This is a genomic window from Streptomyces soli, assembly GCF_003999195.1.
Lineage (GTDB): Bacteria > Actinomycetota > Actinomycetes > Streptomycetales > Streptomycetaceae > Actinacidiphila > Actinacidiphila soli.
On sequence record NZ_RJVR01000219.1, the window covers coordinates 1 to 13,888 of the forward strand.

The window sequence follows — 13,888 nt, forward strand, 5'->3', positions numbered from 1 at the left end:
CAGTTCTACCGGGGCTCCGCTTTCCGTGTCCGGCACTCCGCCACACCAAGGCCGCCGTCCCTTGCCACCAGCCCCGCAGCCGTAACTTCACGGCCTTGCCCTTTAGGACGTCGCCTGCCAGCTCGGCCACCCACGCGCCGCGTGAAGACGGCCAGGACAAGATCCAGTTTCCGGGCCTGTGATCGACGATCAGGGCGCCTACCCAGCCGGATGATTTATCGGCACCCGCAGGGTCGCCGGGCGGCCCAGCACGACCTCCCGAGCCGGATCAGGCGGGGCCTTCGCCGAGGAGACAAGGCCGCCGCCTGCCCCACGGGGTGCTGTTCTTCACACGTTTCACACATATTCACGGATCTCCCTTGTCAAGCACTCGAACACGATGAGAACATCCTCTGGGCAAGTCGCCCGAGTGCGGACTTACGTTCATATGTAGTGCCCTGGGGGGGGGAAGCGTGGCCGGTGCTCCAGCTCGTCATCGCCGACGCCGCGTCATCGCCACCGCGGTCCCGGCGCTGTACGACACCGTGGTCATCGTCCCGGCCCGTAACGAGGAGGCGGGCATCCTGCTCGCCCTGGACTCCCTGGCCGGGCAGACCCACCGCCCCGACCTGATCCTGGTCGTGGTCAACAACTCCACCGACCGCACCGAGGACTACGCCCGCACGTTCGCCGCCCGGCCCGGCGCGCCCCGCACCGTCATCCTCAACGTGCCGCACAACCCCCACAAGAAGGCGGGCGCCCTCAACCACGGCATCCGGTGGCTCTGCGCCGCGGCCTCCGACGGCAGGCTCGTGACGACCGCGAGGTACCTGCTCGTCATGGACGCGGACACCAGCCTGCACCACCAATTCCTCGCCCGCGCCCGCCGCGTCATCCAGTCCGACCCGCGGCTCGGGGGCGTGAGCGCCACCTGCCTCGGCCGCACCGATCTGTGGAACAGCCCCTGGCAGCGCTATCTGACGGGCATGCAGATCATCGAATACGGCCGCTACTCCCGCTCTCGCTACCGGCGCGACATCCACAGCATGTCCGGTGCGGGCTCCTTCTACCGGGCCGAGGCGCTGCAGAGCGTGCTCCACTGGCGCGGCGAGGTCTTCTGGGAGGACCACGCCAATCTCGTCGAGGACTACGAGACCACGCTCGCCCTCAAGGAATCCGGCTGGAAGATTACCGCCAATCAGATGTGCGTCGCCTACACCGACCTCATGCCGACGCTGCGCGAACTCGTCCAGCAACGCGAGCGCTGGATGCGGGGCACCGTGGACACGCTGCGCCAGCGCGGCTGGACGCGGCACACCTGGTACTCCACCCTCACCATCTTGATGGGCTTCGTGGGCTTCGCCTACTCCATCGGATGGGGGTTGGTCTCGCTGGGCCTCATGGCCCAGCACGGATATCTCTTCGACCCGGCCTGGTTTGCGCTGATCGCGTTCTGGGCGGTGTACGCGGGGTTCAGGGTGCGGCATCTCGGCTGGAAGGCCGTCCTCGTCGAGTGCGCGCTCTTCCCCGAAGTGTTGTTCTCCATCGTCCGCAACTACTGGCTGCTGTCTTCGGTCGCCAAGTCCTATCTCACGCGGGTCTCCGCCTGGAAATGAAATGAGCAAGCCATGAAGTACACCTCTGGCATAGCCGGCGGCACCGTCGCGGGCGGCGCGACCCTGGCCTCCACCGGTGCGTCGAACACCGGCCAGCTGCTGCTGGCCGCCAGCATCGCCCTGGTCGCCGGCGCGGTGATGACCTGGGCCGCCTCCACCCGCCGACGCCGCTCCGACGTGCGCGTCGCGGGCGAGTAACCACAGGCGTCCGGGTGCCGGGGCGTCCCCGCCACGGCACCCGGACGCTGGGGCGCGCACCGCTGAAGTTCTCGGCCATCTTCGGCGTCTTTCGCGATGACCGGCCGTCGTCCTTCGAGCGGTGGCCGGAGTCCAAACTCGACGGCCTCGCCGTCGGCATCCGCCGCGACGTCGAGGACTGGGCTCGCGTGCTGCACAACGGCGGAACCCCGTCCCAAGCCCAGAACGCGACCGTTGGACTGTTCCCCTGAGCCCTCATCTCAAGCTGGCAAGTCCGTGGAGTGCGTGCGGGTGGTGGCGTCGGCGCCTCCTGGAGAACTGAGGGGGCGGGTGGTTCTTTGCCGATGCTCAGCCAGCCGCCTGCTGTTGTTCGGCGCCGGCGCGGGTGGTGGCGAGGCGGTAGGAGTCGGTGTCGCTCTCGCTCTCGCTGCTGAGCAACCTGTGCTCTCGTAACTCACGAACAAAGCCAGCCCTGTGAGGCTCAGGCGAAGACGGAGGATCTTCCTCGCCCAGGGGAAGACTCCTAGACGGGGGTGATGACAGCCAGGTGCCCCCGGCCCCGGCGATGCGCGCACACCGGTGAACAGGCGGCCCATTCGCCCCGTGCCGCACACGGTCCATGTCGTCGCTGCTGTCCGCCCTGGCCGCGATCCCGGCGACCAGCGCCATGGCCTTCGTCGCCGGGAACGCGCCCACTGTCTCGGCCGAGGCGGGCAGGTGCCTTAGGGTGGGCGGACGTAGGGCGCGGGGAACGCTTCCTACACCGAAGGACCTCGCGTGAGTGCTACCCCCGCCCGCATTCCCGAGTCGCTGGCCTCGCTCGCCGTGGCGATCGACGACCTCGCCCCCTACTTCCGCAACCCGCGCACCGGCGACGTCGACGCCATCGCCGAGTCGCTGCGCGTCAACGGCCAGTACAAGGCCATCGTCGTCAACCGCGGTACCCACACCGGCCGCCCCAACGAGATCCTGGCGGGTAACCACACCTGGGCTGCCGCCAAGCAGCTCGGCTGGGAGCAGATCGCCGCGACCTGGGTCGACGTCGGCGACGAGGACGCGGCTCGCATCGTCGTCGTCGACAACCGCACCTCGGACCTGGCCGGGTACGACAGCGAGCTGCTGGCCGACATCCTCGAAGAGCTGCCCGACCTGGACGGCACCGGCTACGACCAGGGCGCCCTGGACAAGCTGCTGGACCACCGGGCCCTGCCCACCGCGATCGACCTGCCCTCCGACGGGCAGGGCACTGGGGCGATGGCGAAGCTGGAGTACCTGCAGTGGGGCTACATGCAGTGGTCCACCATCCGCGTGCAGATCACGGCCGCCGAGGTGGAGACCCTGAACGCCATCTACGAGCGGTACGTCGCCGAGTCCCGCTCCGATCTCGGTTTCGGCTGGCACCTGCTGCAGCAGCCCCACGACGATATCGCCGCCGTGCCCGGCGACGGTGAGGCAGCCCAGATCAGCGGCCCCGACGACGGCGAGCCCGACGACGCCGGCGACGACGCCGCCGACGAGGACGACGACGCATGAGCAACGGACCCACCAGCAGCGCCCCCAACAGCAGCGGGCCCACCACCACCTTCCACGAGGCGTACCCGCTGAAAGACCTGCGCCCGGCCGACTACAACCCGCGTCACCTGTCCGACGAAGCCTTCGAGCGGCTCCAGAAGTCCATCGGCCGCCACGGCATCGTCAAGCCGGTCATCCTCAACGCCGACGGCACGCTGGTCGCAGGCCACCAGAGAACCAAGGCGATGACCGCGCTGGGGATGACGCACACCCCGGCGGTCATGCTCGGCCACAAGGTGCGCCTGACCGACGAAATCCAGTTCAACCTCCTGCACAACCGCGTCGAGACCGAGGCGTCGGTGGTGTACGCGCAGCCCGGCGAGATCGGCGCCTGGTCGTGGATCCCGTGGCAGACCATCGAGGTGGTCCAGTCCCGCAACAAGCCGTTCCAGCAGGCCATCTCCTTCATGACCGGCGGGCACGGCGCGTGGGGCTCCGTCGTCATCGACGACCAGGGGCAGATCGCGCTCAACGCCGAGTACGCGGTGGTCGCCGCGAAGAACCACTTCGACGTCCTCGCGTGGACCTGCGCATCCCTGGACGCGGCGCAGCTGGTCGCCGACCTCACCGGCGAGTACGGCGTGTACGACTGGACCGGCCTGGAGGACCAGGCGCCGGTCTACAACCAGCACATCGTGCAGCCCAAGCGGCTGCGCCAGTACACCTCGCTTCGCAAGGCCGGGAAGCTGGCCTACAAGTCGGAGGTGTGGGAGAAGCTGGCGCTGCCCCGGCTGCGCGAGCGCCCCGACATGCGGGTGGTGGACTTCGGCGCTGGCCACGGCGACTACGCCAAGAAGCTGCGCCCCGAGGGCTACCTGATCGACGACTACGAGCCCTACCGCACCACCCCGGGCAAGTACGCGGTGGACATCAGGGGCGTCGTCTCGATGGTCCGCACGATCGAGAAGCGGGTGGCCCAGCACGGCCTGTACGACATGGTGGTGCTCGACTCCGTCATCAACGCCACCACGTCGCTGGACTACCAGCACTGGGTGCTCACCGCCGTCAATGCGCTGTGCGCCGGCGACGGCACGGTGTGCATCGGCACCCGCAACCTCCTGGCCGAGCAGGCGTTTGAGCGGTCGCAGCATTCCACCAGCCGCGAATCCACCCGGCTGTCGTTCCTCGACCACGAGAACGTGGACATGCGGTTCATGCAGGGCAAGTGGATGCGGATTCGCTTCCACACCCCCGAGTCGCTGGCCGAACTGCTGGGCGCGTACTTCGGGGAAGTGACGGTCGCCGGCCGCTCCAACGCGACGCTGCGGGCCGTGTGCAAAAACCCCCTGCCGCTTTCCGACCTCGATTACGAGAAAGCCCTCGACGAGGAATTCAACATGCCCTACCCGAACGACTTCCGGCACGGGCGCCATAAGCAACTCGTGGAAAATTTGGTAAAATTGGTTAAAGAAAGGAATATCGCCCGCGCCTAATCCGCTCGGCTAATTCAAAGGGGAATGCACGTAATGCCACAGCCGCCCGTGAGGGTCGGTATCACTGCCGCCGCACCGTACCTGATCATGTGGCTGGCGGGGGTCCGCCACATCAATCTCGACAAGCACTGCCTGGAAACCTTCGGCGAGTCCGACCGCAACCCGCTCAACCCGAGGGCGCCCCACCAGAGGGTCACCCTGCGGGCGGAGCACCCGCCGCTGGCCTGGTACCTGTGCGCCCTGCCCCACCCCTGGGACTGGGTCGCCAACGCGCACCTGGCGTTCGAGTACGCCGAAGGCCACCAGTGGCAAGGCCCGGCCCTGGTGCCGGGCCTGCGCGTGACGCTGGAGAACGCCCGCCCCATCTTCGGATGGGGCGAGCACTCCATCCCCGCCAATGCGGCGCACCGCCAGCGGTACCTGTACCGCACCTGCCGCAACTGGCAGTTCGCGTGGTGGCTGCGCACCAACCGCGCCGCCCCCGACGCGCCACCACCCGGCCAGCTGCCGCCGCCCGACCCTGACGCACCCCAACAGCTGACCTTCATGTAGCCCCGCTCCGCACCTCGGCCCGGCGACCACACCAGGTCACCGGGCCGTGGTGCCATCATGTTTCGTGGCGTGGGGGCGCGCAGCAGCGAGAGGACCACGGCTGGTGGGACGCCCCGACAAGGCCGCGCGGGCCGCCATCGCGCAGCGGCGAGCGGACGCCATCGACCTACGCCTGGCCGGCGTGGACTGGCTCACCGTCGCCCGCAAACTCGCCGCCGACCCGCGCATCAACTCCGACCGCGTCGCCTACCCCCAGGGCTACGGCGTCGACCGGTACGCCAAGGGCCTGGAGCCGCCGGCTGATGACCAGCTCATCAACGCGGCCTGCAAGGACGTGCGCCAGGCCCTCAAGGAGCGCACCACCGAGGTGGACGAGAAAGCCGACGAGCTGCGCGCGGTGGAAAACCTGCGCCTGGACCGGCTGTTCTTCGTCGCCTACCGCCAGGCCGTCAAGGACGGCGACCTGCCCGCCATCGACCGGGCCCTTCGCATCATGGAGCGCCGCGCCCGCATGAACGGCCTCGACAAGCCGTCCAAGACCGAGCTCGTCACCCCCGCCGACAGTGGCAGCGACCTGACCACCGCGACCCTCGACGAACTCGAAGCCCTCATCGGCATCACCGAGGAGGCCGCACGTGGCTCCCAGTGACCGCGAGGCGGCGCTGCTCGCCCACTACCGCACGCAACCCCCCGACGTGCGCCGGGCCATGGCGGGGCGGGCGTCGCCGGAGCTGCGCGCCCACCTCGCCCGCGTCGAACGCGGCATCGCCATGGACGCCTCGCCTGGCGCGCTCGCCGCGGTGCTCACCGAACGCCGCGAGATGCAGGCCCGCCACCTTCACCTCATCGACCAGGCGTGGATCGACATGGCTGAGGGTCGCGCCGACCGCGTCATGATCACCATGCCGCCGCGTCACGGCAAGTCCCGCCGCGCCTCGCGCTGGGCGCCCCTGTGGTACCTGCGCCAGCACCCCGACCGCCGCGTCATGATCGCCTCGTACTCCGGTGACCTCGCCGAGGAGCACTCCCGCTGGATCCGCGACGCCATCGAAACCTGGGGCGACGACCTCGGCATCCGCCTCAACCCCTCCAGCCGGGCGGCGATGCGCTTCGACATCGCCGGCCACCAAGGCGGCCTCGTCGCAGCGGGCATCGGCGGCAGCCTCACCGGCAAGGGCGCCACCATCGCCCTCGTCGACGACCCGGTGCAGGACATGGCCTCCGCCGACTCCCCGAGCATGCGCCGCAAGACGTGGGAGTGGTGGCAGTCGGTGCTGCAGACCCGCCTGGAGCCCGACGGCGCGATCTGCGTCATCCAGACCCGCTGGAACGAAGACGACCTCGCCGGGCGCATCCTGGCCGACGCTCAGGCCAACGAGTGGCACGTCATCGACCTCCCGGCGCTCGCCGACTCGCCCGACGACCCCCTGGGCCGCAAGACAGGCGAGCCGCTGTGGCCCGAACGCTTCGACGCCGAGCACCACGCCACGACCCGCCGCCGCGTCGGCGAACGCGTGTGGGCCGCGCTGTACCAGCAGAAGCCGCGCCCTCCCGAGGGCGGTGTGTGGCAGCGCGCCTGGGTCACCGACAACCGCATCACCACGATCGAGTTCGGCGGCCTGGACATGGCCCGCGTCATCGTCGCCGTCGACCCCGCCGGCGGAGAGTCCGCAGTGGGCGACGAGACCGGCATCATCGGCGCTGCTCGCGGCTTCGACGGCCACCTGTACGTCCTCGAGGACCGTTCGGCTTCCATGGGCGCCAACGACTGGGGACTCGCCGCGTGCCGCCTCGCGCTCGCCCTGCGCGCCGACGCCATCGTGGTGGAGTCCAACTACGGCGGCGACATGGCCCGCCAAGTCCTCTCCCAAGCCTGGGAGCAGCTGCGCCGCGACGGCACCACCGCCGGACAGCTCATGCCCCGAGTCCTCGAAGTCACCGCCAAGATCGGCAAACGCCTGCGGGCGGAGCCCATCGCCCAGCTGTACGAGCAGGGCCTGATCCACCACGTCGGCACCCACGTGCGCCTGGAGGAGCAGATGGTGACGTGGGTTGTCGGCATGGACTCCCCCGACCGGATGGACGCCGCCGTCCACGGACTGACCGAACTCGCCGACCCCGAACAGCTCGCCGCGGTCGCCGGACACATCCACGACGACCGCCTCGGCGGACGCCGATAACAGCCCGGAAACGGCCCCATAAAGGGAAACGCCCCCCTGGTCGTATCGGCTGCTAGCCTCTGCGGCCATGAAGATCAGGGGGAAAGTCGCCGCCGTAGCACTAGTGTTGGGGGCCGCTGTCGCTGCCGCTGTCGTGCTCTGGCCCACGCCCGCAGCGCCGACGCATGAGCAGATCTCGGAGCAGATCAGGGCCTCCGCAGATGCCCGCGCGCAGGCCTCGCTGCTGGAGGGCCGCAAGGCGCAGCTGGCAATCCTGGAGACCGGCCAGACGCCCAGCGACGAGCTGTGCCAGGCCCTGTGGGACCGCAAGACGAAGGCCGAGCAGCAGGACCTGTGGTGGGCGAATTGGTTGACCGGCTGCTCAAGCGCCCCCTCCCCGTAGCGGCCCTGCGTATCCTGGTCGGCGCGGGCGCGGGGCTCGACGCCTGGAGGGGCTGTGCGTCTGCGTACGCTGGTCATCGACGCCTGGAGCTGGCTCAACTACAAGCCGGTGATGGCCGATCCGGATCGGCCCGCGCACAGCCGGGCCTTCCCGGAACTCGCCGGATCGTGGGTGCCCGCCGCCGACATGCGGCGCCTGGCCGCGTACAAGCTTCTTGCCGCGTACGACAACAACCAGGCCGGGCAGCTCGCCGCCGTCACCGGCGACCATCACTGCATGGAACGAGGCGAGTTGGGCGACGCCTCCAAGCTCATCGACACCACCTTGGGCTACCTGCTGGGCTCCGAGCAGTCCATCCTCCTGCCTGGCGCAGAGCACGCCGACGATGACAACTCGCCTGCGGGCGTGGCCAAGGCCGCCGCCATGCAGGAGCGGCTATGCGAGGGGGCCGACAAGGAGCTGCCGCTGCGTATCCAGCAGGCCGAGCGCAGCGCCGTCTGCTGCGGCGATGGCATCTACACCTTGGCGTGGGAGCCTGCCAAGGACACGCCCGCGGCGCCCACCTCGGAGCAGATCAAGGCCTCCGCGCAGGCCCGCCTGGACGCCTCCCTGCTGGAGGGCCGCAAGGTGCAGCAGGTGATCCTGCAGCAGGGGAAGACGCCCAGCGATGACCTGTGCCAGGCCGTGTGGGACCGCAAGACCCCCGCGGAACAGCACGGCCATGCTGACGCGCAGTGGATGCCCGGCTGCGCGGACAGCCCGCAGTAGATGGGGCCCGCGCGGAGCAGCACCGGGCGGGCCCGGCCTGGCTACGGCAGGTCTTCCAGGCGGGTCAGCAGCCCGGCCGCCGTCGCGACCGCCGCTACCGCGTCCGCCCGAGTCCAGGCAAAGTGCTCGGTGGTCCCCTCGTCGTCGTGCGGCGCTCCGCTGAACAGGGCGTAGGCGTTCTGGATGAGCATCGCCCACCGCTCCTCCTGCGTCCGTTCCTTGGCCTTCTTGTTCACTGCCTGGCTGTGGAGGGCTTCGGTGTTGCAGGCCGCGCGGACCGGGTCCAGAGCCGAGCGGGCCTTGCCGACTGCGCCCTCGAAGTCCCCGCTGCCGATCAGCGCCTTGGCCTCCCGCAGGCGCCGGGCAGCCAGCGCGCGGTCCTCGACGTCGGTGATCGGCACGAGGACATCAACGAACGCGCCAGCGTTGAGGCCGGCGAGAGCCTTCGCCCACTCCTCGTGCGAAATCCGGATGGTCAGCTGATGCTCGCGGGCAGGCCAGCCGTCGACGGCGCCGAGCTGCACCACGGTCAGGTCCGCGCGCAGTTCCAGCTCCCTGCCCTTGCGGGCCTTCTCCAGCCCCATGATCTGAGCGTCGGTCAACGTGACGTCGAGGGTCACGTCCCGACCCTGGGAGTCCGCTTGCAAGGGCCACTGGGACACCATCGAGCCGAGCCACCCGGCGTGCCCGAGATCGTTGGCCCACAGCTCGCCCGACAGCTGGAGCGCCCGCGGCGGAAGGAGCATGCCTGTTGCCCCGGCCTCGAAGATCAGCCTGAGGCGGTGGACACCCCATCCCGGTATGAGCTGCACCGCCGTCCGGGCGGGCTTGAGGGACAGCGTGTAGCCGCCGAAGTCGAACGCCATCAGGGCTCCTTGTGAGTCGTTCCAAGAGAGCCCTGATGGTGCCAGCCCACCGGCTGCCTACGCCAAGGCTTACTCCGGCCCCCAGCTGTCGACGGCACGCAGTGAGTCCGGGCCCCACACCACGGTGCGCACCATGCGCTCGACTCGCCGGGCTCGCGTAGCTCCACCTGGTAGCCGGTCAGGCCCGCGTCGCTGCGTCTGCTCAGGAGATGTGCGACAGCCCGTCCGGGACCTGGCCAGGGCCGCTGTCGGCGCAATCGCCCGTGCCAAGGTTGTTGGCGATACGGTACGCGGTCCGTAGGTCGGCGTTGAGTTGGTCGATGGCCTTGTTCGTGGTGGCGACCGCGCGCGCGTTGTTCGCCTCAGCCTTGGAAATGGCCGCGCTGGAACCGGTAAGCGCCGGAAGGCCCGCAGCGGTGAGGGCTGCTTCAGCTTCCTTCAGGGCAGCGATCTGGGTCCTGATGTCCTGGATCGCCTGCTGCTCCTGGTCGACGTCGTATGAAGCCGAGTTGAGGACGTCGTAGCCGACAACGTTCTCCGCGTCGTAGCCGACTACGTTCTCGACGTTGTAGCAGGAGTCGCCGTTTCCGCCCTTGGCGTCGACCCGCTCGTTGGCCAGGTCGTCGTCAGCCGTCTGCACGTCGTCACGGACGGCCTTCGCGTTGGTGAAGGACTCGTTGGTGCTCTGGATGCCCGAGAGCGCGTCTTGGGCATTGCTCTGGTCCGCTGCCAGTGCACTGGCTTGGGCGCTCGCCTGCGCTGTCGCCTGGTCTTGCTGCTGCGCCCCCTGCTCGGCGGTTGCGTCCTCAGTCCAGCCGCTCTGGAGCAGGGTGCTGCACAGGCTCTGCCCGTAGATCTGGCTGTTGTTGTCGCGGACGACGACGACTTCATTGTCCTTGCGCACCGCGCATACCACGGGCACGACCCCTTGCACGTCGCTGGCCTGGGTGGTCCAGAACTCCCCGCCGCTGGACAGGGACTTAGCGAGACGTGTGCACTCGTCCGCCGGGTTGGACACCCCGCTCACCTCGGCGCGCGCCGCATGCCCGTACAGGGAGACCACGCAGTCACCCCCGGCCGCAGCCTGCCCCCCGCCGGACGCAGACGGAGACGGCGTGGGGCTGGTGTGAGCGGCAGGAACGCCACCGGGTATGGGTGTTGACGCGCAGGCGGCCAGGAGCAGCGAGCTGGTAGCGAGCACGGCCGCAGCGGCAACGCCTGTTCTCATCGTGTCTCTCCTCGTCGATTTCTTGTGAACCCCGTGTGTGGGAGCTGTACTGTCCCAGACCCGTCGCTGTCGCCGCAGCGAAGTGCTGCATCCCTGGCCGCGTACCCTGGTGAGCGGCGTGGGGCCGACTGCCTGGAGGGGCTGTGCGTCTGCGCACGCTGGTCATCGACGCCTGGAGCTGGCTCAACTACAAGCCCGTCATGGCCGATCCGGATCGGCCCGCGAACAGCCGGGCCTTCCCGGAACTCGCCGGATCGTGGGTGCCTGCCGCCGACATGCGGCGCCTGGCCGCGTACAAGCTGCTCGCCGCGTACGACTCCAACCAGGCGGGGCAGCTCGCCGCCGTCACCGGCGATCACCACGGGCTGGAGCGCCGCGAGTTGGGCGACCCGTCCAAGCTCATCGACACCACCCTGGGGTATCTGCTGGGCGCGGAGCAGACCATCGTGGTGCCCGGCGCCGACCATGCCGGGAACGACAAGCCGTCCGGCGGCGCCGCACAGGCAGCCGACCTGCAGGAGCGGCTGCGCGCCTGGGCGGACAAGGAGCTGTGGCCGCTGCGGATCCAGCAGGCCGAACGCTGCGCGGTGCGCTGCGGCGACGGTGTGTTCACCCTGGCGTGGGAACCGGCCAAGCAGCGGGTGCTGCTGCGCACCTACGACCCGGGGTTCTACTTCCCGGAGTGGGACGACGGCGAGCAGGACAGTTCCGAATACCCGGCGCGGGTGCACTTCGCGTGGGAGCTGCCCGCCGACCCGGTACGCGGCCTGAAAGCCCGCGTGCGGCGCATCACCTACGAGCTGGGGCCGATCGGCGCGGCAACCCAGCCTGGCGTCACCGAGGACGGCCGCGCGATCCGCGAGCAGGTCGTGGGCGCCGAGGGCGACCCGGTGCTGACCGTCGGCGACACCCTCGATGCGGTGACCGGCGCGGTGCAGCGCACCTACCCGTGGGCGCCCGGCCGCCCGTCCACCACGACGTGCTACCTGTCGGACGCCGAATGGCTGCTGGAAGACCTCGGCGCCGCCCACGACCTGTACTCGCTGCCCCCCGACAAGGCCTCCTACCGGGTCCGCTCCGACGGGCAGGTCCTGCACCGCCTGGACCTGATGTGCGACTTCATCCCCGTGGTGCACGTCCCGAACACCATCCCCGACGGCGGCGAGCACTGGGGCAAGTCGTCGCTGGGCACCGTGCTGCAGCTCCTGGATGAGCTCGCCGCCACCGACACCGACAGCGCCTCCGCATCCGCGACGACCGGCACACCGATCGTGTCCCTCGCCGGCGCGCGACTGCCCATCGACCGCACCACCGGGCAGCCGCTGCCGGTGCGCGTTGAGGCCGGGACGGTGTGGCAGCTGTCCGACAGCGGGCGCATGGACGCCTTGGACACCTCGGCGCAGCTCGCCGAACTGCGCCAGCGCATCGACCACATGCTCACCCGGCTCGCCGCCAACACCCGCCTGACCACGGCCGGGCTCGGCAGCCTCGACCCCGCGTCGGTGCCGTCCGGGTACGCGCTGCAGCTGGCATTGGGCCCGCTGGATTCCCTGGTGGGCGCGATGCGCCTGGCCCGCGCCCACAAGTACCAGCTGCTGCTGCGCATGGTGCAGCGTCTGCATCAGGCCGGGCAGGTGTGGCCTGCCGGCGAGTCGCTGCCCGCACGCCTGGTGTGGGGTGCGCACACCCCCACCGACCGCACCACCGTTTTGGCCGACGTCGTTTCGGGCTACGGCGCGGGCGTGTTTTCCCTGGAGACCGCGGTGCGGATGCTGCAGGAAGCCGGGTATCCCATCGACGAGGTCGCCGGGGAGGTCGAGCGCATCCAGAAGCGGGCGTTCGACCAGGCCGCCCGCCTCGCGGACGCGACCGGCGACAACGCTGCGGTGCGCGACTACCTGGGCCTGCCCGAGGCCGATCTGGTGCCGACGGTGCCGCTCATCCCCACCCAGCCGGGCCAGCCTGCCTCGGACGCGGTGCCGACCAGCCCCGCACAGGCCACGCCGCTGCCGCCCGTCGCCACCGGGCGGGCAGGTGCGGGCGGGGTCGGCCCGAGCTGACCTGGCGCGAGGGCGCTGCTGTCGATGAAGGACAGTGTGATCCAGCTGCGGGCCGCCGCGGGCTGCAGCTCCATCCTCTCCGGATGGGCGCCGTCCTGGCTGTGGCACGTCGACCGGCCCCGACTGTTCGGCGTGTGGGCGCTAGGCCTCGGCGTCTTCTGCGTCACCCAACTGCCAGCGCTGCGCGGCGGGGTGACCCGGCTCGGCTCCGCCGCCATCGACGTCCGCGTCGCGCTGCTGCTCGTCTCGGCGGCGGCACTACTGCTGGGTCTCAGGAGGGCCCGCGGTCAGTAGCGGTCCTGCACGACACTCAGGGTGCCTCCCCGGCAGGGGAGGCGCCCTCCCGCATCTCCCGACTCTGCTCCTGCGTCGCTTCGGATGCCGATGCGGCGCCGTGTCCTATGCGGTGCCGGGACCGTCGAGGAAGCGAAGCAGCACGGCGGCCTCCGCGCGGAGCTGCGCGGCTCGGTCAGCGTGCGCGGGCGCAGTCAACTGCGCTGCAACCTCCAGTCGCTCGGCGGCCTCGGCGCGCACGACATCCACCACACTGCGCTCGCTCAGCTCACGCCGCGCTGCTTCGGTGGTGCCGACACCTACCGGCGACTGCTCAAGGGCCACGCCGCGGAGCTCAGCTTCGTCGACGGGCACCGCCTCAGCGTTGTCCAGCGCAGCAAGCGTTGTGCGCAGGGCACTCACCGCGGCCTTGTCACGGGCGCGCATCGCTTCCGGCAGTGCTTGACGCATACGAAGACGTAGAGACATGCCGGTGACCTTATGGCGGCGCCCCCGAACCCACAACGCGATATACGGCCATCCCCGCACTTATCGCCCACCGTTGTCTGGGCTACCCCGCCGGCTATGCCAGGCCCACACTGCCGCAGCCAACGCCGCTGCGAACGGGAGGAAGGCGACAGTGTCGAGCGTCAACACGACGCCATGCAGCCACCCCAAAAGCCCAAGGCCGTGAAGTTACGGCTGCGGGGCTGGTGGCAAGGGACGGCGGCCTTGGTGTGGCGGAGTGCCGGACACGGAAAGCGGAGCCCCGGTAGAACTG

15 protein-coding genes are annotated in these 13,888 nt (G+C 69.9%); 12 read left to right on the forward strand and 3 right to left on the reverse strand.

Annotation, left to right across the window (positions count from 1 at the left end; all coding sequences use genetic code 11):
- Nucleotides 1-452: 452 nt before the first annotated feature.
- From EFK10_RS21250 to EFK10_RS21295, 10 genes are all read left to right on the forward strand, one after another.
- Nucleotides 453-1,595 (forward strand): glycosyltransferase, encoded by a 1,143-nt coding sequence (locus tag EFK10_RS21250; RefSeq protein WP_164836089.1) that lies wholly within the window; start codon nucleotides 453-455, stop codon nucleotides 1,593-1,595.
- 12 nt (nucleotides 1,596-1,607) lie between these two features.
- Nucleotides 1,608-1,793, forward strand: a complete 186-nt coding sequence (locus EFK10_RS21255) for a hypothetical protein (protein ID WP_127357244.1) — start codon at nucleotides 1,608-1,610, stop codon at nucleotides 1,791-1,793.
- A 14-nt stretch (nucleotides 1,794-1,807) separates the two neighbouring features.
- Entirely contained in the window at nucleotides 1,808-2,044 is a 237-nt protein-coding gene (locus EFK10_RS21260; RefSeq protein WP_127357245.1) for a hypothetical protein, read from the forward strand.
- A gap of 526 nt (nucleotides 2,045-2,570) precedes the next feature.
- Nucleotides 2,571-3,326, forward strand: a complete 756-nt coding sequence (locus EFK10_RS21265) for a ParB/RepB/Spo0J family partition protein (protein WP_206305530.1) — start codon at nucleotides 2,571-2,573, stop codon at nucleotides 3,324-3,326.
- On the forward strand, nucleotides 3,323-4,798 hold the full coding sequence (locus EFK10_RS21270; RefSeq protein WP_127357246.1) for a ParB N-terminal domain-containing protein: 1,476 nt from the start codon (nucleotides 3,323-3,325) through the stop codon (nucleotides 4,796-4,798). The genes EFK10_RS21265 and EFK10_RS21270 overlap by 4 nt, the downstream gene beginning before the upstream one ends.
- A gap of 48 nt (nucleotides 4,799-4,846) precedes the next feature.
- Nucleotides 4,847-5,350 (forward strand): hypothetical protein, encoded by a 504-nt coding sequence (locus EFK10_RS21275; RefSeq protein ID WP_127357247.1) that lies wholly within the window; start codon nucleotides 4,847-4,849, stop codon nucleotides 5,348-5,350.
- Between the two features lie 103 nt (nucleotides 5,351-5,453).
- On the forward strand, nucleotides 5,454-5,999 hold the full coding sequence (locus EFK10_RS21280) for a hypothetical protein (protein WP_127357248.1): 546 nt from the start codon (nucleotides 5,454-5,456) through the stop codon (nucleotides 5,997-5,999).
- Nucleotides 5,986-7,530: a terminase large subunit domain-containing protein gene (locus EFK10_RS21285; protein ID WP_127357249.1), complete on the forward strand. Its 1,545-nt coding sequence runs from the start codon at nucleotides 5,986-5,988 to the stop codon at nucleotides 7,528-7,530. Before EFK10_RS21280 ends, EFK10_RS21285 begins: the two co-directional genes overlap by 14 nt.
- 67 nt (nucleotides 7,531-7,597) lie before the next feature.
- On the forward strand, nucleotides 7,598-7,912 hold the full coding sequence (locus tag EFK10_RS21290; RefSeq protein ID WP_127357250.1) for a hypothetical protein: 315 nt from the start codon (nucleotides 7,598-7,600) through the stop codon (nucleotides 7,910-7,912).
- 54 nt (nucleotides 7,913-7,966) lie between these two features.
- A complete protein-coding gene (locus tag EFK10_RS21295) occupies nucleotides 7,967-8,680 on the forward strand; it encodes a hypothetical protein (RefSeq protein WP_127357251.1) in 714 nt (237 codons plus the stop codon).
- 41 nt (nucleotides 8,681-8,721) lie between these two features.
- On the opposite strand, the gene EFK10_RS21300 is transcribed toward EFK10_RS21295, so the two are convergent.
- Together EFK10_RS21300 and EFK10_RS21305 are read right to left on the reverse strand one after the other, a co-directional pair.
- Nucleotides 8,722-9,546, reverse strand: coding sequence for a hypothetical protein (locus EFK10_RS21300; RefSeq protein ID WP_127357252.1), 825 nt, complete (start codon nucleotides 9,544-9,546; stop codon nucleotides 8,722-8,724).
- A gap of 202 nt (nucleotides 9,547-9,748) precedes the next feature.
- On the reverse strand, nucleotides 9,749-10,774 hold the full coding sequence (locus tag EFK10_RS21305; protein WP_127357253.1) for a hypothetical protein: 1,026 nt from the start codon (nucleotides 10,772-10,774) through the stop codon (nucleotides 9,749-9,751).
- 143 nt (nucleotides 10,775-10,917) lie between these two features.
- Here EFK10_RS21305 and EFK10_RS21310 point away from each other — a divergent pair, with 143 nt between their 5' ends.
- Together EFK10_RS21310 and EFK10_RS21315 are read left to right on the forward strand one after the other, a co-directional pair.
- Nucleotides 10,918-12,834, forward strand: coding sequence for a hypothetical protein (locus tag EFK10_RS21310; RefSeq protein WP_127357254.1), 1,917 nt, complete (start codon nucleotides 10,918-10,920; stop codon nucleotides 12,832-12,834).
- Nucleotides 12,835-12,858: 24 nt separating this feature from the next.
- Nucleotides 12,859-13,128 (forward strand): hypothetical protein, encoded by a 270-nt coding sequence (locus tag EFK10_RS21315; RefSeq protein WP_127357255.1) that lies wholly within the window; start codon nucleotides 12,859-12,861, stop codon nucleotides 13,126-13,128.
- 105 nt (nucleotides 13,129-13,233) lie between these two features.
- Here the strand turns inward: EFK10_RS21315 and EFK10_RS21320 are convergent, their stop codons facing one another.
- Entirely contained in the window at nucleotides 13,234-13,554 is a 321-nt protein-coding gene (locus EFK10_RS21320; RefSeq protein WP_240677371.1) for a GatB/YqeY domain-containing protein, read from the reverse strand.
- Nucleotides 13,555-13,888 lie beyond the last annotated feature (334 nt).